Raw genomic sequence first — 23,748 nt, 5'->3', positions numbered from 1 at the left:
CGCAGGGAATGCGCACGGGCGGTTCAGGCTGGGCTCAGCGGAGCCCTGCAACGCAGTCTAGACAGGAAAGTGGCAACTGGCGTTGAGCCAGTAGTCGAGCGACGAGCGGCAGAAACGAAAAGGCCCGCTGCTGCGGGCCTTTTCGGGTAGAGCGGGGATTACTGCTGCGAAACCTGGGCGCCCGGGATGGGGGTCAGCTTGATTTCCACGCGGCGGTTCTGCGAACGGCCCGCCTCGTTGGCGTTGGTGGCGACCGGCTGGTCCGGGCCGAAGCCACGGGAGGTCACGCGGGCACCATTGACGCCCTGGGCCATCAGGTAGTTGGCCACGCTCTGGGCGCGCTGCTGCGACAGGTTCATGTTGTATTGGTGGCTGCCGGTGCTGTCGGTGTGACCAATCACTTCGATGTTGTTCTGGTCGTACTGCTTGAACGACGTAGCCAGATTGTTCAGCGGCGCGTAGAAGTTGCTGGCGATGTTCGCCGAATCAGTAGCGAAAGTGATGTTGCCGGGCATGATCAGGTTGATGTTGTCGCCCTGGCGCTGCACCTGCACGCCGGTGCCTTCCATGCTGCGGCGCAGTTCGGCTTCCTGCTTGTCGACGTAGTAGCCATAACCCGCGCTGGCGGCACCCGCCACGGCAGCGCCGATCAGCGCACCCTTGCCACGGTTGTCATGGTTGATCGCAGCGCCCGCTACGGCACCCGCCAGGGCGCCCAGAGCACCGTACTTGGCGGTTTTGCTCATGCCGCCTTCGGCGGGAGCCTGGACTTCACCCTGTTGGTTGTAGGGGTTCTGAGCACAACCCGACAGCATGGCGAAAGCGGTAGCGGCGATGATCAGACGACGCGCGGTGAACATGGACGATTTACTCCTGAGAAATCTTTTAGCCGGTGTGGCTGCGGGCAATTAGACATGAGAACGCGTAAAAATTCCGTGTTTCAGGCCCGCACGAACGGATTTTCCCGCATCTCGTCGCCCAGGCGGGTGTCCGGGCCGTGGCCGGTGACCACGGTGGCCTCCTCGTCCAGGCTGTACAGGCGTTGCTTGATGGATCGCTCGATGGTGTTGTAGTCGCCGCCCCAGAGGTCGGTACGGCCAATGCCGCGGCGGAACAGGGTGTCACCGGCGATCAGCAACTTGGCCTCAGGGAACCAGAAGCTCATGGAACCCGGCGTGTGCCCCGGGGTGTGCAGGGCGACGCCGCAACCGCAGGCCAGCTCCTCGTCGTCGGCCAGCCACTGGTCGGGAGCCGGCACCGGCTTGTAGGGCACACCGAACATGCGGCACTGCATTTCCAGGCCGTCCCAGAGGAACTGGTCTTCCTTGTGCAGGTGCAGCGTTGCGCCAGTGGCCTTCTTCAACTCGCCGGAAGCGAGGAAGTGATCCAGATGGGCATGGGTGTGGATGATGCTGACCAGCTTCAACCCATGTGCCTCCAGCCGCGCCAGGATCAACTCATGGTTGCCGCCCGGATCGACGACGATGGCCTTCTTGCTGACCGGATCGCCGATCAGGGTGCAGTTGCACTGCAACGGGCCGACGGGGAAGGTTTCGCGGATCAGGGCGGTGGACTGGGTCATTGGGCAGCTCCGGTACGGCGGTGCGCTCTGCGGCGCACGGGGAATGGCTTCACGGCCCGGAACGATAATCGCCCGGCAGCCTGCCCGTCCATTTCTTGAAAGCCCGGCGGAAGTTGGAGGGGTCGTTGAAGCCCAGCAGGTTGGCGATCTCGAACAATGGCAGCTGGGTCGTGCTGAGGTATTGCAGGGCCAGGCCCTTGCGCACTTCGTCCAGCACCTGTTGATAACTCGTCCCCATGGCCGCCAGGTGTCGGCGCAGGCTGCGGCCGCTGGTGTGCAGGGCGCGGGCGGCGCCGTCGAGGTCGGGGAAGTCGCCAGGGCGTGCAAGGAGCAGGCGGCGCACGCGGGTCAGCAGGGCATCCTGCACGTCCAGCGTGGCCAGCAGCGCCTCGCACTGTTGCTCGCACATCTGCACCGTGGCCGGGTTGGCCAGGGCCATCGGGCGCTCCAGATAAGCCTTGGGCAGACTCAGCCAGTGGCACGACTGCCCGAACTGCGCCGGTACGCCGAACACCTCCGCATAACGTGCGGCATACGCGGGAGCCGAATGGGCGAAGCCCACCTGCTGGCCGCGCAGTTCTTCACCCACCAGGAAGCGGGCGATGCTGAAGAAACTGGCCAGCAATCCCTCACCGGCGAAGCGCCCCAGAGGCCCCATGGGGAAGGATTCGGTTGCGCGCAGTTGCAGGCAGTCACCCTGCTCCGCCAGTTCCAGCTCATAGGCCAGGCCCAGCACCCGGTAGTACTTCAGGGCGAAATGCAGCGCGCGGCCGAGGTTGGCGCTGGAGAGCACCGCGTAACCAAGAATGCCGTGGGTGGACACGTTCAGGCGCTGGCCCAGCACCAGGCCCAGGGCCGGCTCGCGGCACAGCTGCAAGGCAGCGACGGCGAGCTGGTTGAAATCGAGGAAGGACAGCCGGCCATTGGGATTGCCGAGGATCTCCGGCCGCACCCTGGCGCCCGTGAACAGCGCCTCGCGCGCCACGCCCAGTTCCTCGGCCAGCACCAGCAGGGCTTCGGCGTAGGCGACGGGCACCAGTTCGGCGGAGAAGGTCAGCGGTTGCTTCATATTGGCGTCTTGTTCTGGTTGTGGCCGGATATGACCCGAAGGTTGGCAGAAGATAACCTTGTCCGACAAAACCCGGCAAGCGGATATTGGGACCATGGTCCATACAGCCTCAAGGAGCCCCCATGGCCAGTACCACACCCGAAGGATTGGTTATCCGTCCGCGCCACATGGATTTCGAGTTTCCCGATCCGCTGCCCCGCCACTGGCACAGCGGTGACGCCTTCAAGAGCCACCTGTTCGACGCGATGTCGGTGCTTTTCCCTGACGGCGAGCGTTTCTTCATCGACTCGGTGCGCCAGTTCCGCGACCAGATCGAGGACCCGGTCCTGAAGGAACAGATCCGCGGATTCATCGGCCAGGAAGGCCACCACAGCCGCGAACACCTGGAGTACAGCAACCGCCTGCGCGACCTCGGCTACGACATCGGCGCCATCGAACGCCGTGCCCAGACGCGCATCCGTTTTACCCAGAAAAAGTTCTCCGCCCGCCGCCAGCTTGCTGCCACTGCGGCCCTGGAACACATCACCGCGATCATGGCCGACGGCCTGCTGAAGAACCCCGAATACATGGCCGGCGCCCACCCGGTGATGGCGCGCCTGTGGCGCTGGCACGCTCTGGAGGAAACCGAACACAAGGCGGTGGCCTTCGACGTCTACAACCAGGTCTGCGGCAGCCACCGCATGCTGCGCCGGGCGATGATGATGGGCACCTTCTTCTTCGTCCTCGACACCACCCGCGGCCTGGCCCACATGCTCAAGCGCGACGGCCTGCTGTGGAACTGGCGCGTCTGGCGCGACGGCCTGAACTGGATGTGGGGCCGCAACGGCATCTTCCGCCCGCTGGTGCGCACCTACCTGGACTTCTTCAAGAAGGGTTTCCACCCCTGGCAGCACGACAATCTGGACCTGCTGTACAAGACGCGGGAAGAGTTCGATGTGGCGCAGGCGAGTGCGGCTTGAGCCCGGACACGAAAAACGGCCCTTCGGAGCCGTTTTTTTAAGCTCGGCGCGGCCCCCTTCTTCCCTCACCCCAACCCTCTCCCAAAGGGAGAGGGGGCCGTCCGTGCAAGAGGTAGGCCCTGAGTCACCCCTCGCCCTCCGGGAGAGGGGCCGGGGGTGAGGGAGGCAACCGCCGCGCCAATCTCACCCCAACAAGAACCGCATCGCATCCGCCGCGCTCTGCTGCGGAATCTCTTCCATGGGGACATGCCCCACGCCCGGATAGGTCTTCACCTGGATCCCCGGCAGGTCGCGCTGCCACAGCGGCACGTGCTTCGGCGAAATCCAGCGGTCTTTCTCACCCCACATCAACAGGGTCGGCGCCTTGATCTGCGCCACGCGCTGGCCGCTTTCCCCCAGTTCTTCCTGGTTGACCTTCAGCAGCACGCGGAAAATATCCATCATCGCCCGTCGATTTCCCGGCCGGCGGGTGATGTCGTAGTAGCGGTCCACGACGCCTGGCTTGATGCGGCCGGGCTCGCCATAGACCTCCTTGATGCCCTGGGCGATCAGGGCACGCGGCATCCACATCGGCATGGCCAGGGTCGCACCGGGCAGCGCGGCGGCGGCGATCATCCAGGGCACCTTGCGCATCTGGTAGCCGGCCGGGTCGATCAGCACCAGCTTGTCCACCCGTTGCGGCTGTGCCAGGGCGAAGTTCCAGGCAATGAAGCCGCCCAGGGAGTTGCCGGCGATGGACGCCTTGGCCACGCCCAGGTAGTCCATCAGCAGGCCGAGAATGCCGATCATGCGTTCGGCCGAGTAGTCGCCACTGCGCTTCGGCCCGGTGAGGCCGAAACCCGGCACGTCGAAACGGATGATCCGGTAGTGCGGGGCGAAGGCCTCGACCCAGTCGTCCCAGGTGTGCAGGGAGGCCACGACGCCGTGGATCATCACCAGAGCCGGTTTGTCGCGGCTGCCTTCGTCGCGGTAGTGGACGTTGAAGCCATCCAGCTCGATGAAACGCGAACCGCTGTCGGCGCTGGCGTAGCGCGCCTTGAGGCGGTCGAGCGGCAGGGAGCCGAAGCCCAGGCGGGCGAAACCGGCGGCAAGCGGCGGCGACAGCGGCAAGCTGGATGCGGACATGCGGGGCACCTCGTGGTTGTTGTTATCGAGGGCCTATCACAGCACGGGGCCCGGCCTGCCGCGCCCAACCTAGGTTGAGCGTCGACAAAGCGCCGAAATCAGCAGATCGCCAAGGACGGTCTTGGCGTGTTCGATCCGTGCCGCCGACGCCGCACCGGCCAGCAGTTCCAGGGACGCCGCTTCCATCGCCCAGATCAGTGCGCGGTAGGTCAGCGGATCGCGTTCGTCGCCCTCGCCGTGCAGGCGCTCGGCGAGCAGTCGGCCCATTTCCTCGTGGGCACGCTGGCGATGGCTGGCCAGGGGAGAATCAGCGCGCAGGGCTTCTTCCTGCATCAGGCGGATGATGGGCCCCACGGCCAGGTGGTAGTCGAAGAAGCGCGCCACCATGCCCCGTAGCCAGGCCTCGGCGCTGCCGGCATCGCCCTGCATCTCGCGAAAGCGCGCCAGCAGCAGGACCACGGCCGTGCGATAGATGCTTTCCAGCACGTCCATCTTGTTAGCGAAGTATTTGTAGAAGGTGCGCCGCGACACCCTGGCCGCATCCAGCAGGTCGTTCACCGTGGTTTCGGCAATGCCCTTGCGGGCGAACACCGGGATGGCCGCGAGCTGGATATTGGCCCGTAGCAGGTGCCCCACCAGCGGTCCTTCACCCTCTCCCTGCTGGCGCACGGCGTTGAAGCCCCCCAGGTCCTCGAACACCGCGCGTACGGCACCCTGCTCGCTCGTTTCCATCGGCCCGCATCCCCAACCAAGGCGCGGGTGACGGCGCAGCACGGCATCGCTACTCTTGGCCGGCCCTCCCCCGCAGGATTGTCCAGACCGATGACGCTATCACGCCCCCTGCTCTTGCCGCTGGCCATCCTTTTGCTGGTTTTCGCGCGGTTCACGCCGGCCGCCGAGCTGTTCTACCTGGGGCAGAAGATCCCGGACATCCAGCGGCCCTGGGTCAGCGCCGACTATCACCAGTTGCTCCTGGCCCTGCAGAAAATCGACACCACCCAGGTCAACGCCCTGCCCCGACGCAGCGGCGAGTTCACCGGCCCGATCTACACGCGCATGGTCAGCGAAGACAACTTCAAGCCACAGCTGAACATCTATGCACCGCTGGAGCTGCGGCAGAACGAGGCGCGTGACGTGCTGTTCCAGCTCAAGGAGCTGATGCGCCTGTACTTCGACTTCAAGGCCGCGCAGCAGCCCTACGGGGCGGAAGCCCTGGGCCTGATGACCTATTCGCTGCGCCAGCAGGCCATCCTCTTCACCCTCACGGTGGAGTTCTGGATGACGCTTTCCGAGAAGGAGCAGAGCAGCCAGATCCGCCTGCAAGGCCTGCAGGAAACCAAGGCAGCGGCGGCCATGCTGACCTCCAGCGCGCTGGATTACCTGGGCCTGACGCGCCAGTTCAACCGCGAGGACCTGGTGCTCTACAGCGCTGAACTGGCCAAGCAGTTGCCGGAGCTGTTCGTGCACCTGCCGGCCGACATTCGCGGGCAGCTACTGGCACGGGTGAGTGAACTGGCCGACAAGCATCAGTACAGCGAAGTGCGCGGCAACATGGCCGACCTGCTGCCGGTGCTGGTCGGCATCCAGCAGGATGTGGACGCCCAACTGGCCAGGCCGGTACCAGCCAAGCCGGCCCAACCGGCGTTGGACCTCTCGGTACCGCCGGCCGCTTCAGCGAAGTAGGCCGAGGGCCTTGGCCCGGGCTACGGCCTGGGTCCGGCGCTCTACGCCCAGCTTGCTGTTGATGTGGCGGGCGTGACTCTTCACCGTGTGCAGGGAGATGAACAGGCGATCGCTGATCTCCTGGTTCGAACAGCCCTGGGCGATCAACTGCAGCACCGCCAGCTCACGTGAACTCAGTGCCTCGGCAGCGCCTGCGTCCGCCGGCATCACAACGTCGGCGCCGGGCAGCAGTTCGAGCAGTTCCCGCACATCGTCTGGCGAGTGCGTCGCCAGTTGTTCGCGCAGCCACTGCGGGTGCTGCTCCAGCAGCTCGCGATACGGCAGCAGGGAACCGCTTTCCAGGCTTTCCAGGGAGCGTTCGAGCAGCGCTGCGGCCTCTCGCTCGCGGCCGGCGCGCAGCAGGCCCACGAGTTGCAGCCGCGCCCCAAGCGCCACATGCATGATCCCCTGCGCTTCGGCCTTTTCCAGCAGAGTGCGCAGTCGCGCCTCGGCCTCTGCGAGCTTGCCCTGGGCACGGGCCAGCGCGGCTGATTGCTGTTCGATGCACAGCGGCAGCAATGGATGGAATTCGGGCGCGGCGGCGGCGCCCTCGCCGGCATAGGTTTCCGCCAGACGCGGCAGCCAGGCCTCGGCCAGCTCCAGCTGTCCCTGGGCCAGCCAGAGCTCGCACTTGGACAGGGTGATCATGGCCAGGTAATAGACCGGCGGCACGTCCCAGATGTGCATCAGCCGCTCGGCCTCGGCCAGCTGCGCAAAGGCGGCGGCGAAGCGGCCCTCGCGGCCTTCCAGTGCGGCCAGGGCACAGTGTCCGATCAACAGGCTGATGTCGCGACAGGCGCGGGCTTCGGCAATGCCGGCCTGCAGGCTGACCCGCGCGGCCTGGTTCTGCATACGCATGCACAGCAGGAAGCCCTGGTAGAGCATCAATCGCGCACGGGCCACGCAGGCCCTGGGCACGTCCACACCGCGCAGACACTCCAGGCCCTGCTGCACTTCGGCCTGGGCACGCAGGGTTTCGCCCCGCACCTGCAGGACACGGGCACGGTCGTAATGAACCAGGGATTCGAACAGAGGATTGGCGCCGCGCTGGGCCATTTCCAGCGCTTCGCGATTGAGGCCGCGGGCGCGCCAGAGATCGCCGCGCACCAGGGCGATGTTGCCCAGCAGGGATAGGCAGAGATGGCGCTGGCCGTAGTTTTCCGGCGACAACGCAGTCAGGGCCTCGGTACAGGAACTTTCCGCGCGCTCGATGTCGCCACGGCCTCGGGCGATCAGCCCATTGATTGCCTGCCATTGCACCAGCAGGCTGCGTTGTTGTGCTGCATCCGGCGCCGGAAGGAAGCGCGCCAGGTTGCCGGCCAGTTCTTCCGCCGCGTCCAATTGGCAGGCCAAGCCCAGGGCCAGGCTGTAGAGCACGATCAGTCGTGGTGTGCTGGACAGGAGGCTGTCGGGCAGGTCCATCTTCCAGCGCAGCAGCATGGCGATGTTCTGGTTCGCCAGCAGTTGTTCTTCAGACAGGTTCTGCACCAGCGAGGCCGCCACATCGGGCTGGCCGGCGCGCAGCGCCTGTTCCACCGCTTCGTCCAGCAGGCCGCGCGCGCTGAACCAACGGCAGGCCCGCAGGTGCATGCCGGAGGGCGCCAGGCTGGTGGTGCCGCGCGTGCGCAGCAGGTCGGAGAACAGATGGTGGTAGCGGAACCACTGGCCCTGTTCGTCCAGCGGCACCAGGAACATCTGGTGGGCCTGCAGGTGACGAAGGATGGCCGCGCTGTCGTGGCTCTCGCGCACGGCATCGCAGAGTTCGGCACAGAAGCGCTCGAAGCGCGCGGTCTCGAAGAGGAACGCCTGCACCTCCGGCGGCTGGCGCTCGATGACTTCTTCCAGCAGGTATTCACGGATCAGGCTTTCGTCGCCCCGGGCAACCTGCTCCATGCCAGCGCCGGCAGGTGCGTCCTGACCGGAGAGCAGCCACAGGCGCAGGCCAGCGACCCAGCCTTCGCTGCGCTGCAGCAGACCTTCCAGTTCTTCACCCTCGAGCCTTGCACCCTGGCTGCTGAGCAGCGCCAGGCATTCGTCTTCGGTCAGGCGCAGGTCCTGTTCGTTGAGCTCCAGCAGGTGACGCGAAAGGCGCAGCCGCGCCAGGTGCCAGTCCGGACGCTGGCGGCTGGTGACCAGCAGCACCCAGCCATCGGGCAGGTGGTTGAGGAGGAATTGCAGGCAGCGGTCGAGCACCGCGTTCTGCGCCAGGTGGTAGTCGTCCAGCACCAGCAGCAGTGGCTGGTTGGCGTCGAGGCGTTCGGCAACTTCGTCGAGCAGGCCATCCAGCCACTGCTCGAAGGCGAACGGCTGGTGCCGCTGGCGCATCTTCAGGTGCCCCATGGCTTCGTCGCCCAGCCCCGGATAGAACTGGCGCAGGCCGTCCAGCAGGCGTTCGAGGAAACGGCCCGGATCGCTGTCGCGCCGGCTCAGGCTGAGCCAGAGGCTGTGCCAGCCGTGGGGCAGGCTTTCGCAGAATTCGATGGCCAGGGAGCTTTTGCCGAAACCGGCCGGCGCGCTGAGCATCAGCAGGCGGCCGTCGAGGCCATCGGCAAGCCGCTCGCACAGTCGCGGACGCGGAACATGGCCGGCGGGGCGCGGCGGGCGGAAGAAACGCGCATCCGCCAATGGGGCGGACGGCGTCACGGAGCGCGAACTGGTCAGTACGGTCATCACCCAGCTTCTAGGAATGTTGTGCGTGCGGAGGCGCAAACCCGAACGAGCCTAGCTGTTCGGGGAACCCAATAGAAGCCCCGCCGGGAAGGAAGTACAGACAAAGAAAAGCCGGCCCGGAGGCCGGCTTCACTACAAGGTGTTGCAGGTGTATCAGCGAACGCCCGCCTGGCGCAGGGCCGCCGGGGTGTAGTCGCTTTCGCCAGCGGTGTAGCTGAAGTCGTAGGACTGCTTCTCCTCGTTCTTCATGCCCAGCGCCAGGTAACGGCCGGACAGCAGGTCGTAGAGGCTTTCCAGCGTGTACCACGGCACCTGGTGGTTGTAGTAGTACTGGGAATGGGCCTCGGCAACGCGCCACAGGGTGCCACGACCGTCGTAGTGGTCGATGGCGGCGGCCTGCCAGGTGTCTTCGTCGATGTAGAAGTCACGCTTGGCGTAGATGTGGCGCTCGCCCGGCTTCAGGGTCGCTACCACGTGCCATACGCGGTGCAGCTCGTAGCGGGTCAGGTCCTGGTTGATGTGGCCGGCCTTGATGATGTCGGCGTACTTCAGGTTCGGACCATCCAGCTTGTAGCTGTTGTAGGGGATGTAGATTTCCTTCTTGCCTTCGAGCTTCCAGTCGTAGCGGTCCGGCGCACCGTTGTACATGTCGAAGTTGTCGGAAGTACGAAGACCGTCCGCGGCGGTACCCGGACCGTCGTAGGACACCTGCGGTGCACGGCGCACGCGACGCTGACCGGCGTTGTAGAGCCAGGCCAGACGCGGCTCCTTCACCTGGTTGAGGGTCTCGTGCACCAGCAGCACGTTACCAGCCAGGCGGGAGGGCGCAGTCACGCGCTGCTTGAAGTAGAACAGCACGTTGCTCGGCTTGCTCGCGTCGTAGTCCTTCAGCTTGTCGCGGAAGGTGAACTCATCCTGGAAGTACACCAGGCTGTAGGAGCCGTTCGGCTGCGGGGTCGCCTGAGTCACCAGACGGCGCACGCTGCCGCCGCGATAGCGGGTGATGTGGTTCCAGATCGCTTCCAGGCCATCCTTCGGAATCGGGAAGGGGTTGGCGGTGCGGAAGTCTTCCAGACCGTTACCGCCTTCCACCAGCTTGGTGTGGGTGGCGTTGTACTGGGTGGCTTCGAGCACGTCGGCCGGAACGGTGGCGGTACGGTGGGTCTTGAACACCGGCATCTTGTAGGTGTCGGGGTAGCGCTTGAACATCGCCAGCTGGCCGGGGGTCAGCTTGTCCTTGTACTGGTCGACGTTCTGCGCGGTGATGGTGAACAGCGGCTGCTCACTGGCGAAGGGGTCCGACAGGAAGCCACGGGCATCAGCGGTGCCGGCATTCTTCGGCAGACCACCGGTCCACTCCGGAATGGAGCCATCGGCGTTACCGGCCTTCTCGGCGCCCAGCGGGGTCAGGGTGGAGCCCAGTTTGGCCGCTTCGTCGGCGGATACGGCCGCCATGACGCCGGTGGCCAGCAGGGAGAGCGCCAGCGCGCCGGTTTGCAGCAGACTCTTTGTTGTTTTCATTTTCATCGTCTTCCTCAAGATTGCAGTCCGCTTAGAAGTTCACGCCGAAGCTGAGCGCGAGGAAATCGCGGTCAATCAGGGTGTTGTACTTGCCACCGAAGAAGTCGGTGTAGGCCAGGCTGGCGGTGTAGGTGTTCTGGTACTCGGCATCCAGACCCAGGCTCACGGCCTTGGCGTCTTCGGTGAACAGGCCGTTCGGACCGTAACCGTCGACGTCGTGGGACCAGGCGATGTTCGGCTTCAGGTTGATGCCGGCGAACACGTCGTTGTAGTCCCACACAGCACGCATGCGATAACCCCAGGCGGTGCTGGTGACGAAGCCGTCGTCTTCGCAGTACTTGCTGACGTTTTCAGCCGTGGGGCTGCCCAGGGTGCCGGTATTGAGAGCCACGCAGGTATTGTTCGGCAGCGGGCCAGGACCGAATACCGGATCGCGGCCGTAACGGGCCTTGGTGGTGCTCTCCAGGCCGCCCACGTGAACGACACCGACTTCGCCCACCAGGGTCAGGCGGCTGGCGCCCATCACCTGATCGAAGAAGTGAGTGAAGGTGGTCTGGAACTGAGTGATTTCCTTGCGGCGATAGCCGTGGAGATCGCTATCCGGACTTCCCGAGAGAACCGATATGTTCGGGTTACCCAGCGGAGTGAGGCCGGCAAACAGAATGTCGGTGGTGTTCAGCTGCACCGGAGCGTTGGGGCGATAGCTCACCTCACCGCTCCAGGCCGTGCCGGTGGGCAGGGTGGTGGAGAAGCTCAGGCCAAAGAGCTGGATATCTTCCGGGTACTCGATGAAGTACTGGCTATTACCTGCAACTGTGGCGGATGCCAGCCCCCTGGCAGCTTGTTGGAAGGCAGGGCTGCCCACCACCGCCGCCTGTACTGCTGCAAGCACCGCGGGGTTGGCACAGGCGCCACCCAGAGCGGCGCACTGCGCGGCCACCTGAGAGGCAGCGAATCCTTGAGTCGCCGCGCCCGCGGCGGCAAAAGCGGCAGCCGGAGCACCGCGGCCGCTGAAGATCGGGGCACGGCTGTGGTAGTTCATGAAGTAGGCGCCGAACTCGGTATCAAGCTCCTCGGCGAAGTAGCGGAAGGCGGTACCCCATTGGCCGCTGTCACGGGCATCACGATCCCCGCCCCTGGGGACAATCACACCTTCGGAAGTCGTTTCATACCCGAAGCCTTGAGCAGCTGCGAAAGGAGACAGCGCGCCGAGGGCGGGGCTGAGTACGGCGAGGTTCCGATCGCAACCGTCCGCCACCACGTCCGGCTGGGAGAAGAAGGTGCCGCAGTTGTCGATGACGGTCTGGTCCCACTCGATCTGGTAGAAGGCTTCGGCCGACAGGTTGTCGGTCAGGCTCTGGGACACGTAGAACATGTTGACCGGAATCAGGCCTTCCTTGATCTCGGAACCTGGGCGACGAAACGCGGACACGTCGACCGGGTTGATCGAGTTGATGCTGTTGCCGATGAAGGTGCTTTCACCCCAACTCACCACCTGCTTGCCCAGGCGTACGCTGCCCGGCAGGTCGGCGATGTCGTAGTTGTGGTAGACGAAGGCGTCGAGCAGTTGCGCACCGGAGGACTTGGCGCCTTCCTTGCGGCCGCTTTCCTCGATGTCCTTGAACGGACGGCTCTCGTCCTTCAGCTCGAAGTCGTACCAGTACTTGCCACGAACGAAGACGCCGGTATCGCCGTATTTCAGTTCGAGGTCATGGATGCCTTTGAAGATCTTCGAGAAGGTCTCGCCCTTCTTGAAGTTCAGGTGGCCATCGTCGGAGGTCTGGGACAGACCATCCCCACCGTTGTTAACGCCGATCAGGTCCTTGTCGGCTCCCCGCATCGACCAACTGGCCCCCACGGACAGCGAAGAGTCGAACTGACCTTCGATTTCACCGATGTTGAACGTCACGCCGAATGCCGGAGCTGCAAGCGTGGAAGCGAGGCTGACAGCCAGTGGCAGTTTCGCCAGGCGCCAGAACGTTGTGGTTGTTGTCATCGACGCTACTCCATGTGTTTTTTGTTATTGATGGTTGCGGACTATAGCCAGCGGGTATTAGCGCTTGATCCCTCGAAAGTGTGATTTGGAACCCCCAGGCACTCTGGCTCGCACCTTCCGACGGTCTAGTCCGATCCTTCGGTAGGAAAGATAGCCAGTAATTTTCAGAAAGCAGCAATTAACAAGCCAAGCGTTTGCTTGGTTGCCTGCGCAAAGAAAAGCCCAGGCCGCGCAAGGCGCGGCCTGGGCTGAGGTGAAGCGAAGCGGGGTGGGTCAGAGAGCGGAGAGGAATGTGCTGCCCGTGGCCTGCCATTGGGCGATGTCGACACGAATGCGTTTCTTGTCCAGTTTGCCCACGCTGGTCTTGGGAATTTCAGTAACAACGGCGATCTGGCTGGGAATAGCCCACTTATTGATGTGACCTTGCTCGACGAAGGGCTTGAGGTGTTCCTTCAAAACCTTGGCGTCGAGGGTCTGATTGTCACGAACCACCACGAGGGCGAACGGACGTTCACCCCACTGCGGATCGGGCACCCCGACCACCGCCACTTCCCGCACCGCCGGGTGACGGCTGATGAGGTCTTCCAGCTCCAGGGAGGAGATCCACTCGCCGCCGGTCTTGATCACGTCCTTGATGCGGTCGCGGATATCGATGTAGCCCATGCCGTCCAGCGTGGCCACGTCCCCGGTGTGCAGCCAGCCGTGCTCCCAGAGCTCCTCGCTCTTCTGCGCTTCGTTGAAATAGCCGTAGGTCAGCCAGGGGGCGCGCAGAACCAGCTCGCCCTGAGATTCGCCATCCACCGGCTGGAACTGGCCATCTGCGTCCATGATGGCCGCCTCCACCAGCGGCACCGGCACGCCGGCCTTGATGCGGTAGGTAATGCGCTCGTCCTCGCTGCCGGCCAGCAGCTCTTCATTGAGGTGCGCCACCGAGATCAGCGGGCAGGTCTCGGACATGCCGTAGGCGGCGGTGAGCTGGATGCCACGGGACTTGGCGGTTTCGTACAGGCTGCGATTCAGCGCGCTGCCACCGATGATCATCTTCAGGCCGCCGAAGTCGTGGCCCTGGGCGGTAGGCGCATTCATCACCATCTGCAGGATGGTGGGCACGCAGTGGGAGAAGGTCACCTTCTCCTCACGGATCAGCTTGCAGAGCATGTCCGGTTCGTAGCGGCCGGGGTAGACCTGCTTCACCCCGAGCATGGTGGCCACGTAGGGCACGCCCCAGGCATGCACGTGGAACATCGGCGTGATGGGCATGTAGACGTCATCGGTGCCCATCAGGCGGATGCTGTCCAGCGCGCCGATGGTGGAGGCCATGGACAGGGTGTGCAGCACCAGTTGGCGGTGGGTGAAGTAGACGCCCTTGGGATTGCCGGTGGTGCCGGTGGTGTAGAAGGTGGTGGCCACCGAGTTTTCGTCGAAGTCAGGGAAGTCGTACTTCGGGCTGGCGGCGGCCAGCAGGGTCTCGTACTCGCCCACCAGGTTCGGCAGGTCGGCGTCGTGGTCGGTGCCGTCGGTGAGCAGCAGCGTCTTCTCCACCGTGGTCAGTTGGCTGCCGATGGACTTGAAGATCGGCAGGAACTCGCTGTTGACCAGCACGAAGCGGTCGTCGGCGTGGTTCATGGTGTAGAGGATCTGGTCCGGCGAAAGGCGGATGTTGATGGTGTGCAGCACGGCGCCGATCATCGGGATGGCGAACATGCACTCCAGGTAGCGATGACTGTCCCAGTCCATCACGGCGACGGTGTCGCCGGCCTTCACCCCGGCCTCGGTGAGCACGTTGGCCAGGCGCGCGACACGTTCGTTGAAAGTGGCGTAGCTGTAGCGGATGCGGTCGCGGTAGACGATCTCGCGGGTCTTCTCATAGCGGCTGCCGGACATCAGCAGGCGCTTGATCAGCAGCGGGTAGACGTAGGCGTTGTCGGCGGGCTTGATGACGCGGGTCTGAAGCATGAGGCGCACCTGGTGAGGTTGGAGGACTTTTTTGTTGTTCCTGACTTTAGGCGCCCTCGTCCAGGCGCAAATCAGTCAAAAGAGTGATTTGATGAGTGACTCTTTTTAGCTTTTCGGTCACGAGATAGAATCGTTGGCTCCGGCCGGTCGCGGCCAGTTTTCCACATAGGTAGGTTCGAGATGTCCGATATCGTTATCGTCAGTGGCGCCCGTACACCCATGGGCGGCTTCCAGGGCAGCCTGTCCGGCGTTTCCGCCGTGGACCTGGGAGCGCTGGCCATACGCGAGGCCGTCAGCCGCGCCGGCATCCAGCCGGCCGACGTGCAGGAAGTGATCATGGGCAACGTGCTGCCCGCCGGCCTCAAGCAGGGCCCGGCCCGCCAGGCGGCCCTGAACGCCGGCCTGCCTGCCGCCACCGGCTGCACCACCATCAACAAGCTCTGCGGCTCCGGCATGAAGGCCGTGATGCTGGCCCACGACCTGCTCAAGGCCGGCACCAACTCGGTGATGGTGGCCGGCGGCATGGAAAGCATGTCCAACGCCCCCTACGTGCTGGAAAAGGCCCGCACCGGCCTGCGTATGGGCCACGGCGAGATCAAGGACCACATGTTCCTCGATGGCCTGGAAGATGCCCGCACCGGCCGCCTGATGGGCTCCTTCGCCCAGGAAACGTCTGACAAGTACGGTGTCACCCGTGAGGAGATGGACGCCTATGCCATCGAATCCCTAAAGCGCGCCCAGGCCGCCATCGCCGATGGCTCGCTGGCCGCCGAGATCGTCCCGGTCACCGTGACCACCCGTAAGGGTGAGGTGGTGGTGAAGGACGACGAGCAACCGCTGACCGCCAACCTGGACAAGATCCCGGGCCTGAAACCCGCCTTCCGCAAGGACGGCACCATCACCGCGGCCAACGCCAGCTCCATCTCCGACGGCGCCAGCGCGCTGGTCCTGATGACTGCCGAAGAAGCCCAACGCCGTGGCCTCAAGCCCCTGGCGAAGATCGTCGGCCACGCCACCCAGAGCCAGGACCCGGCCGAGTTCACCCTCGCCCCCATCGGCGCCATGACCAACCTGTTCAAGAAAACCGGTTGGAACAAGGACGACGTGGACCTGTTCGAGATCAACGAAGCCTTCGCCATGGTGACCATGCTGGCCATGCGCGAACACGGCCTGGACCACGCCAAGGTCAACGTCTACGGCGGCGCCTGCGCCCAGGGCCACCCGGTGGGCTCCACCGGCTCGCGCATCATCATCACCTTGATCAACGCCCTGCGTAACAAGGGCGGCAAGCGCGGCATCGCCTCGCTGTGCATCGGTGGCGGTGAAGCGACTGCGGTGGCGATCGAGCTGCTGTAAGGGCTGTTGCAGGAAGAAAAAAGCGCAGCTTTGGCTGCGCTTTTTTTATGGACCATCACCGCGCGATGGACACGCAAAGCAGCCATCTCCGGTAGATGCACCGAGCCGCGCAGCTACATCGCCCCCTCACCCCAACCCTCTCCCTCAGGGAGAGGGGGCCGACACTCCGAGCGCGCCTTGGTCCCGTCGCATATCCAGGCCATTGATGAACGGCAGAATCTCTCGAAGTTTCAGGCGCGAGTCACCCCTCTCCTCTTCTGGGGCGAAGAGACACGCTTTTGGAAGCACCGCTTCCTGTGTCGATGAGCGACTGAGCGCGAAGCGATCAGGCTGGGGAGCAGGGCGGGGGCCGGGACGGGCCGCGTTCGGAAGAGGCTAGCCTCAGGCCGCCACCACCTTCGGGATATGCGCCGGCGTTCTCGGAAACACCAGCGCCGCCGCGAAGGTCAGCACGGCAAACGCCGTCAGCACCAGGTACAACCCTGCCAGCCCCTGCCGCGGCTCGATGAACGCGATCATCGGGATCGCCGCCGCGCTGGCGCCAAAGGAAACGAAGTAGCGCAACGCAAATACCCGCGCCTGCCACTGCGGCGCGACGAAGTTGGCCACCATCGAATCGTTCACCGTCACCTGGCCGAACACCGCGAACATGAAGGCCGCGCCCAGCAGGATCACCACCCAGCCATCGGCCCAGGCCATCGACAGCAGCAACGGTGCCTGGAAGAAGGTCAGCAGCACGAACGGCACCTTCAGGCTGACGCGGTCGATCACCCGGCCGATCAGCAACTGCGCGATGGCGCCGAAGGCATAGGCCAGGCTGACCACCAGGCCGAGGGTTTCCGGTGCAGCGAAGAGGTCATGCAGACGCTCCTGGAACAGCTTGGGATAGGTCACGGTGGAGGCGTTGAACACCACGCCACCGGTAGCGGTGACCAGGGCCAGCACACCGAAGACCAGCGGCATCGACACGCGCATGCTGCTCCCGATGCGCTTGGCTCCAGCGGCCAGGGCCGGTGGGGCTTCATCCTTCACGCACCAGGCAAACCAGAGGCCCAGCAGTAAAGCCACGGCGCCCGGCAGGATGAACGCGGCGCGCCAGCCGAAACGTGCGGTGAGAAAACCGGTGAGCAAGGCGGCGAAGGCGACGCCCAGGTTGCCCCACATGCCATTGATGCCGATTTCCCGCCCCCGGTTCTCGGCGTGGGCTACCAACATGGCGGTCCCCACGGGGTGGTAGATGGCGGCGAACACGCCCACCAGGGTCAGGCCAGCCACGAGCGCCGGCACCGACGTACTGAGGCCGGTGAAGATGGCGGCAGCACCAATGCCGACGAAGAACAGCAGTAGCATCTGCCGCCGGCTCCAGCGATCCCCGAGCCAGCCGGCTGGCAGGGAACAGGCGCCGAAGGCGATGAATCCCCCCAGGGACAGACCGATCAGCTCGCCGTAGGACAGGCCGAAATCGCGCCCCATGCCGAGCACGGCGGCCGGGAAGATCAGCATGAACATGTGGTCGATCACATGGGCGGCGTTGATGAAGCGGATGACGGTTCGAGGTCGATTCATGGCAGCGTTGTTCTGGTTGTTGGAAGTGCCATGCTAGGTTGTCCAGAAAGATTCAACCTGCCATAGAAGTCATCGAAACGGACATGCTGATCAGACTCCACCAGCAAGGCCGCATGAGTGCAGTCGCCCGCGACTATCAGGACGGCGCCCATGTCGAACGCCACCGCCACGAGGAAGCGCAATTCCTCTATGCCGCACGCGGCCTGATGCGCCTGGTCACCTCAGCCGGCGCCTGGGTGATTCCGCCGACCCAGGCGGTCTGGATTCCGCCGGGTGTGGAGCATCAGATATTCATGGCCGGTCAGGTGCAGATGCGCACCCTGTTCATCGCCGCCGAGGCCGCCCCCGCGATACTGGACGACTGCTGTGTGCTGGCGGTGTCACCGCTGCTGCGGGAACTGATCTTGCGCGCCATTCAACTGGAAGACCTGGACACCGCGGAACACCGGACCTTGGTACAACGGCTGGTGCTCCTTGAAATTGCCGCCCTGGAACGCATGCCCCTGCACCTGCCATTGCCGGAGGACCGACGGCTGAGGGCCATCTGCCTGGCGCTACTGCAGGCTCCTGAACAGGACCGCACGTTGGAAGACTGGGGATTGGAGGTGGGCGCCAGCAGTCGCACCCTGGCCCGGCTGTTCGCCCGCGAACTGGAGATGAGCTTCAACGACTGGCGCCAACAATTGCGGCTCACCGAGGCCCTGCCCCGCCTGCTGTCCGGACAGAGCGTGCAACAGGTCGCCACCGAGCTTGGTTACGGCAGCGGCCGTGCCTTCAGCGCCATGTTCCGACGCCTGCTGGGGAAAAACCCGAAGGAGTACGTGGCCAGCCTGGGTCAGTTGGCCACGTTGGAGAAGGAATGAACGTCACCCTGGGGCGAATTCATTGGCTATGTCTGCAAGCCTTGTAGGAGCTAGCTTGCTAGCGAAAAGAGGCCATTCGCTGGCAAGCCAGCTCCTACAGGCAATGGCGGACCGGAGGTTCGCTCTGTGCGGAATCACTTCAGCTCGGTAAAAGCGAGCTTCACGCCCAGCCCCACCAGCACCGCGCCCATCAACCGGTCGAACCAGTGCCCCATGCGCGCGAACCCGGCGCGAACCCGGTGCTGGCTGAACAGCATCGCCACCAGGCTGAACCAGGCGGCGGTGGCGAAGGCCAGGTAGACGCCGTAACCAGCCTGGATGGCCAGCGGCGTATGTGGGTTGATGACCACGGTGAACAGCGACAGGAAGAACAAGGTCGCTTTGGGATTCAGGCCGTTGGTGACGAAACCGGTGACGAAGGCTCCGCGCGGGCTGCGCTCGCCGGCCATGAGTGCGGCCTCAGCGGCAACCGGGTCGGCAGGCTTGGCGCGCAGGGCCTTGATGCCGATGTATAGCAGGTAAGCCGCCGCCGCCCATTTCAGTGCGTTGAACAGCATGATCGACTGGGACACGATCAGGCCGATGCCCAGCAGCGAATAGGCCACATGCACGAAAATGCCCGTGCCCACGCCCAGCGCGGTCCAGGTGCCGGCGCGGCGCCCGTGGGCCACGCTCTCGCGCACGACGATGGCGAAGTCAGGTCCGGGACTGGCCACAGCCAGCAGGTGGATCAGGGCAACGGTGAGGAATTCCGTCCAGTACATGCGACCTCCGATGGATGTGACGGGACCTGTTAGGCTGGCAACCTTACGCCTTCCAACGCACCCGCAAAAGGTACAGCCCGCATGAACAGCCGTCGCGCCGTCTTCCTCGATCACGCTTCCCTCGACCTCGGCGATCTCGATCTGGCTCCCCTGCGGCAGGCCTTCGGCGAACTGGAGCTGCACGCGCAGACCGCTACCGACGAAGTCGCCGAACGCTTGCACGGCGCCCAGGTGGCGATCAGCAACAAGGTCCGCATCGACGCCGCCGCCATGGCCGCCAGCCCGGACCTCAAGCTGATCCTGGTAGCCGCCACCGGCGCCAACAACATCGACCTTGATGCGGCACGCGCCCATCGCATCACGGTCTGCAACTGTCAGGCCTACGGCACGCCCTCGGTGGCCCAGCACACCCTGGCGCTGCTGCTGGCCCTGACCACCAGCCTGCCGGACTACCAGGCGGCCGTACGCGCCGGCCGCTGGCAGCAGTCCAGCCAGTTCTGCCTGCTGGATTTCCCGATATTCGAACTGGAAGGCAAGACCCTCGGCCTGCTCGGTCACGGTGAACTGGGAGGAGCGGTGGCACGGCTGGCGGAAGCCTTCGGCATGCGTGTTCTGCTGGGCCAGCTACCGGGGCGCCCGCCTCGTGCGGACCGCCTGCCACTGCATGAACTGCTGCCCCAGGTGGATGCCCTTACCCTGCACTGCCCGCTCAATGAGCAGACCCGCGACATGCTCGGCGCCGCCGAACTGGCCCTGATGAAACCTGGCGCCCTGCTGGTGAACACCGCCCGTGGCGGCCTGGTGAACGAAGAGGCCCTGGCCGCCGCCCTGCGAAGCGGCCACTTGGGGGGCGCCGCCACTGACGTGCTGACTCAGGAACCGCCGCGCGACGGCAACCCGCTGCTGGCCGCCGATATCCCGCGTCTGATCGTCACCCCGCACAGCGCCTGGGGCAGCCGTGAGGCGCGGCAACGCATCGTCCTGCAGCTTGCCGAGAACGCCACGGCCTGGCTCAAGGAATCGCCCGTCAGAGTCATCGGATAATTCCCACAAGACCCTGATAAAATTCGCTGCTTTTATCAGGATCTTCTTCAGATGGACCCACGCAGCGAAGTCCTGCTTCGACAGGCCGAACTGTTCCAACGCCCGCTGTTGCTGGCCGGGCTGCCAGCGGACGACCTGCTCGGCACCCTGCCGCAGGCCAGCGGCTGGAGCTGGCACGCCGGCGACCAGGCCGCCCTCGAAAGCCGCTTCGCCGGGCGCAGCCAGTTCGGCACCACGCCGCCGGAGCGTGCCTTCGAGGCAGCCGTGCTGTTCCTGCCCAAGTCCCGTGAACTGACCGACTACCTGCTGGCCGCCCTCGCCGCCCGCCTACCCGGCGGCGAGCTTTTCCTCGTCGGCGAGAAACGCGGCGGCATCGAGCGTGCCGCCAAACAGCTGGCCGTATTCGGCAAGCCGCGCAAGCTGGACAGCGCCCGTCACTGCCAGCTCTGGCAAGTGACCATCGACCAGGCTCCCGCAGCCCCTGACCTGGAAGCCCTGGCCCAGCGCTACCGCCTGGACCTGGCCGATGGCCCGCTGGACGTGGTCAGCCTGCCCGGCGTGTTCAGCCACGGTCGCCTGGATCGGGGCAGCGCCCTGCTGCTGGCACAACTGGACGGCCTGCCCAGCGGCCACCTGCTGGACTTCGGCTGCGGCGCCGGGGTGCTCGGCGCAGTACTCAAGCGGCGTTATCCACAGAACCGGTTGAGCCTGCTGGACGTGGATGCCTTCGCCGTTGCCAGCAGCCGACTGACCCTGGCCGCAAACGGTCTTGAGGGCGATGTGATCGCCGCCGATGGTATTCACGGTGCTCCCGAAGGGCTTGCCGCTATCGTCAGCAATCCCCCGTTCCACCAGGGCGTGCACACCGACTACCAGGCCAGCGAGGACCTGCTGAGCGAGGCACGGAACCACCTGCTGCCCGGTGGCGAGCTGCGCATCGTGGCCAACAGCTTCCTCAAATACCCGCCGCTTATCGAGTACCATCTCGGCCCTTGCCAGACCCTCGCCGAGGGCGATGGCTTCCGCATCTACCGCGCCCGCCGGGCCTGACCTGGCGGGCCCCGGCCCTTTATCCATACTCAAGCGGCGCCCGATAGCCGCCCTCCCCCGGTTTCGACCGGGGGACCTGGAGATTTTTGTGACTGATCTGAACACTGCCAGCGCCACTCCCGCCAAGGATGGGCTGCACCGCTCCCTCAAACCCCGCCACCTGAACATGATCGCCATTGGCGGCTCCATCGGCACCGGTCTGTTCGTCGCCTCCGGCGCCACCGTGGCCACCGCGGGTCCCGGTGGAGCGCTGCTGGCCTACGCGCTGATCGGCCTGATGGTCTACTTCCTCATGACCAGCCTCGGCGAGATGGCCGCGCACATACCGGCTTCCGGCTCGTTCAGCACCTATGGCAGCCGATTCGTCGACGATGGCTTCGGTTTCGCCCTTGGCTGGAACTACTGGTACAACTGGGCGGTAACCATCGCCGCCGAGCTGGTGGCAGCCCAACTGATCATGAGTTTCTGGCTGCCGGACGTACCGGGCATTTACTGGAGCGCCCTGTTCCTCGGCCTGATGTTCCTGCTCAACTTCGTTTCGGTTAAGGGCTTCGGCGAGAGCGAGTTCTGGTTCGCGCTGATCAAGGTGGTGACGGTCGTGGTGTTCATCGGCATTGGCCTGGCCACCATCTTCGGCATCATGGGCGGCATCGAATCCCCGGGCTTCAGCAACTTCACCCAAGGTGATGCGCCCTTCGTCGGCGGCCTGCAGGCCATGGTCGGGGTGGCGATGATCGCCGGCTTCTCCTTCCAGGGCACCGAGCTGATCGGCATCGCCGCAGGCGAGTCGGAAAACCCGAAGAAGAACATCCCCATCGCCATCCGCCAGGTGTTCTGGCGCATCCTGATGTTCTACATCCTGGCGATCTTCGTGATCGGCATGCTGATCCCCTACACCGAACCGACCCTGCTGAAGAACGATGCCAGCGACATCAGCGTCTCGCCCTTCACCCTGCTCTTCGAGCGTGCCGGCTTCGCTGCTGCCGCCGGCGTGATGAACGCCGTGATCCTCACTGCCATCCTCTCGGCCGGCAACTCGGGCATGTATGCGTCCACCCGCATGCTTTACAACCTGGCACTGCAGGGCAAGGCACCCAAGCTGTTCGCCAGCCTGTCCGCCAACGGCGTGCCGCGCAATGCGCTCTACGCCACCACCCTGGTCGGTGCGCTGTGCTTCTTCACCTCCATCGTCGGGGACAGCACCCTCTATACCTGGCTGCTGAACACCTCAGGCATGTGCGGCTTCATCGCCTGGCTGGGCATCGCCATTTCCCATTACCGCTTCCGCAAGGGCTACCTGACCCAGGGCGGACGCCTGGCCGACCTGCCGTATCGCGCCAAGCTGTTCCCCTTCGGCCCGCTGTTCGCCTTCACCCTGTGCCTGCTGATCACCCTTGGCCAGAACTACCAGGCCTTCTTCGGCGAGAAGATCGACTGGGCTGGCCTCGCCGCCACCTACATCAGCCTGCCGCTGTTCCTCGTCATCTGGCTGGGCTACCGCCTGAAGAAGGGCAGCCGCCTGGTGAGTTACTCGGAGATGGACGTTCGCGGCGGCGACAACTGACCACCCGACAATTCGCGCTTGCCGGGGCAACCCGGCTTGTGCAAAATGCGCCCCGTCCTAGGGGAGTAGTCTCCCGCGAGCGCCCTGCTCGCCCGGCGTGCGTCAACACACTTGGTCCACAGACCATGGCGCATGCGACCCAGAACCTGCCTAGACAGGTCCGCGGTTTGACAAGACCTATGACACACACAACCTGACCCGGGGCGGGCAGATTGCGTGTGTCATGGTGATTAGTCGACCCGCCCCCGTAGGAACCCTGATGCTGGAATCCCTCTTCGTCCCGACCCTGATCGTTGCGCTCGCTGAAATCGGCGACAAGACGCAGCTGCTCGCGCTTCTCCTCGCCGCCCGCTTCCGCAAGCCCTGGCCGATCATCTGGGGCATCGTCGTCGCCACCCTGGCCAACCACTTCGCCGCCGGTGCCGTGGGTTCCTGGGTCGCCAGCTTCTTCTCCGCCGCCACCCTGAGCTGGATCCTCGCCGCCTGCTTCGCCGCCGTCGCCGCCTGGACCCTGGTCCCGGACAAGCTCGATGACGACGAAGAATCCGGCCTGAAGAAATACGGCCCCTTCGTCACCACCCTGATCGCCTTCTTCCTCGCCGAGATGGGCGACAAGACCCAGGTCGCCACGGTGATGTTGGCTGCCCAGTACCCGCATTTCGTCATGGTCGTCATGGGCACCACCCTCGGCATGCTGATTGCCAACGTACCGGTGGTACTGGCCGGTAACTTCGCGGCCGATCGCCTGCCGCTGGCACTGATCCGTCGCCTGGCCGCCGCTGCCTTCGCCGCCCTGGCCGTCTACGCCGTCTACGAAGCCCTGAAGCTCAGCGGAATGCTCTGAGTGATCGCGTGAAACGATGCCCGTCGCCGCATCCAGCGGGCGGGCATCGCAGCGCTCTCCCTTTTTCTGACCGCGAACATGCCGCCAACTGGCGGCA

The 23,748-nt window shown here is 64.8% G+C and carries 19 protein-coding genes and 1 riboswitch; of the genes, 8 read left to right on the top strand and 11 right to left on the bottom strand.

The window, feature by feature from the left end; genetic code table 11:
- Positions 1-158 precede the first annotated feature (158 nt).
- From E8F06_RS12970 to E8F06_RS12960, 3 genes are all read right to left on the bottom strand, one after another.
- On the bottom strand, positions 159-860 hold the full coding sequence (locus tag E8F06_RS12970) for an OmpA family protein (RefSeq protein WP_280367721.1): 702 nt from the start codon (positions 858-860) through the stop codon (positions 159-161).
- 80 nt (positions 861-940) lie between these two features.
- On the bottom strand, positions 941-1,582 hold the full coding sequence (locus E8F06_RS12965) for an MBL fold metallo-hydrolase (protein WP_280367719.1): 642 nt from the start codon (positions 1,580-1,582) through the stop codon (positions 941-943).
- Positions 1,583-1,631: 49 nt separating this feature from the next.
- Positions 1,632-2,651, bottom strand: coding sequence for an AraC family transcriptional regulator (locus E8F06_RS12960; protein ID WP_280367717.1), 1,020 nt, complete (start codon positions 2,649-2,651; stop codon positions 1,632-1,634).
- A gap of 122 nt (positions 2,652-2,773) precedes the next feature.
- On the opposite strand from E8F06_RS12960, the gene E8F06_RS12955 reads away from it, so the two are divergent.
- Positions 2,774-3,610, top strand: coding sequence for a metal-dependent hydrolase (locus E8F06_RS12955; protein WP_280367715.1), 837 nt, complete (start codon positions 2,774-2,776; stop codon positions 3,608-3,610).
- A gap of 183 nt (positions 3,611-3,793) precedes the next feature.
- Here E8F06_RS12955 and E8F06_RS12950 read toward each other — a convergent pair whose 3' ends face one another.
- A complete protein-coding gene (locus tag E8F06_RS12950; protein ID WP_280367713.1) occupies positions 3,794-4,735 on the bottom strand; it encodes an alpha/beta hydrolase in 942 nt (313 codons plus the stop codon).
- 69 nt (positions 4,736-4,804) lie between these two features.
- Positions 4,805-5,467: a TetR/AcrR family transcriptional regulator gene (locus E8F06_RS12945; protein ID WP_280367710.1), complete on the bottom strand. Its 663-nt coding sequence runs from the start codon at positions 5,465-5,467 to the stop codon at positions 4,805-4,807.
- A 90-nt stretch (positions 5,468-5,557) separates the two neighbouring features.
- On the opposite strand from E8F06_RS12945, the gene E8F06_RS12940 reads away from it, so the two are divergent.
- Positions 5,558-6,418, top strand: a complete 861-nt coding sequence (locus tag E8F06_RS12940; protein WP_280367709.1) for a hypothetical protein — start codon at positions 5,558-5,560, stop codon at positions 6,416-6,418.
- Here the strand turns inward: E8F06_RS12940 and E8F06_RS12935 are convergent.
- From E8F06_RS12935 to E8F06_RS12920, 4 genes are all read right to left on the bottom strand, one after another.
- Positions 6,407-9,127: a LuxR C-terminal-related transcriptional regulator gene (locus E8F06_RS12935; protein ID WP_280367707.1), complete on the bottom strand. Its 2,721-nt coding sequence runs from the start codon at positions 9,125-9,127 to the stop codon at positions 6,407-6,409. The genes E8F06_RS12940 and E8F06_RS12935 overlap by 12 nt on opposite strands.
- A gap of 153 nt (positions 9,128-9,280) precedes the next feature.
- On the bottom strand, positions 9,281-10,648 hold the full coding sequence (locus tag E8F06_RS12930) for a DUF1329 domain-containing protein (RefSeq protein ID WP_280367705.1): 1,368 nt from the start codon (positions 10,646-10,648) through the stop codon (positions 9,281-9,283).
- Between the two features lie 31 nt (positions 10,649-10,679).
- Complete coding sequence (locus E8F06_RS12925; protein WP_280367702.1) at positions 10,680-12,644, bottom strand: DUF1302 domain-containing protein; 1,965 nt, start codon at positions 12,642-12,644, stop codon at positions 10,680-10,682.
- A gap of 273 nt (positions 12,645-12,917) precedes the next feature.
- The gene (locus E8F06_RS12920) at positions 12,918-14,600 is read right to left on the bottom strand and encodes a fatty acid--CoA ligase (protein WP_280367700.1); all 1,683 of its coding nucleotides are present in this window, start codon (positions 14,598-14,600) and stop codon (positions 12,918-12,920) included.
- 180 nt (positions 14,601-14,780) lie between these two features.
- Here E8F06_RS12920 and E8F06_RS12915 point away from each other — a divergent pair, with 180 nt between their 5' ends.
- The gene (locus E8F06_RS12915) at positions 14,781-15,956 is read left to right on the top strand and encodes an acetyl-CoA C-acyltransferase (protein WP_280367698.1); all 1,176 of its coding nucleotides are present in this window, start codon (positions 14,781-14,783) and stop codon (positions 15,954-15,956) included.
- A gap of 381 nt (positions 15,957-16,337) precedes the next feature.
- On the opposite strand, the gene E8F06_RS12910 is transcribed toward E8F06_RS12915, so the two are convergent.
- Positions 16,338-17,522: an MFS transporter gene (locus tag E8F06_RS12910; protein WP_280367696.1), complete on the bottom strand. Its 1,185-nt coding sequence runs from the start codon at positions 17,520-17,522 to the stop codon at positions 16,338-16,340.
- Positions 17,523-17,605: 83 nt separating this feature from the next.
- On the opposite strand from E8F06_RS12910, the gene E8F06_RS12905 reads away from it, so the two are divergent.
- Positions 17,606-18,385, top strand: coding sequence for a helix-turn-helix transcriptional regulator (locus E8F06_RS12905; protein ID WP_280367694.1), 780 nt, complete (start codon positions 17,606-17,608; stop codon positions 18,383-18,385).
- A 134-nt stretch (positions 18,386-18,519) separates the two neighbouring features.
- On the opposite strand, the gene E8F06_RS12900 is transcribed toward E8F06_RS12905, so the two are convergent.
- A complete protein-coding gene (locus E8F06_RS12900) occupies positions 18,520-19,149 on the bottom strand; it encodes a LysE family transporter (protein ID WP_280367692.1) in 630 nt (209 codons plus the stop codon).
- An 81-nt stretch (positions 19,150-19,230) separates the two neighbouring features.
- Here E8F06_RS12900 and E8F06_RS12895 point away from each other — a divergent pair, with 81 nt between their 5' ends.
- The 4 genes from E8F06_RS12895 to E8F06_RS12880 all read left to right on the top strand — a co-directional run bounded on the left by E8F06_RS12895 (position 19,231) and on the right by E8F06_RS12880 (position 23,651).
- Positions 19,231-20,193, top strand: coding sequence for a 2-hydroxyacid dehydrogenase (locus tag E8F06_RS12895; protein ID WP_280367690.1), 963 nt, complete (start codon positions 19,231-19,233; stop codon positions 20,191-20,193).
- A 51-nt stretch (positions 20,194-20,244) separates the two neighbouring features.
- On the top strand, positions 20,245-21,243 hold the full coding sequence (locus E8F06_RS12890; protein ID WP_280367688.1) for a class I SAM-dependent methyltransferase: 999 nt from the start codon (positions 20,245-20,247) through the stop codon (positions 21,241-21,243).
- 97 nt (positions 21,244-21,340) lie between these two features.
- Positions 21,341-22,807, top strand: coding sequence for an amino acid permease (locus E8F06_RS12885; protein ID WP_280368563.1), 1,467 nt, complete (start codon positions 21,341-21,343; stop codon positions 22,805-22,807).
- 48 nt (positions 22,808-22,855) lie between these two features.
- Positions 22,856-23,038: riboswitch (yybP-ykoY riboswitch) on the top strand.
- A gap of 31 nt (positions 23,039-23,069) precedes the next feature.
- A complete protein-coding gene (locus E8F06_RS12880) occupies positions 23,070-23,651 on the top strand; it encodes a TMEM165/GDT1 family protein (protein ID WP_280368561.1) in 582 nt (193 codons plus the stop codon).
- Positions 23,652-23,748 lie beyond the last annotated feature (97 nt).

Origin of the sequence: Pseudomonas sp. BN411, assembly GCF_029871235.1 — a bacterium.
GTDB lineage: Bacteria > Pseudomonadota > Gammaproteobacteria > Pseudomonadales > Pseudomonadaceae > Metapseudomonas.
Note: the sequence above shows the minus strand (reverse complement) of the source record. Positions and strands in the feature narration are given on the sequence as shown.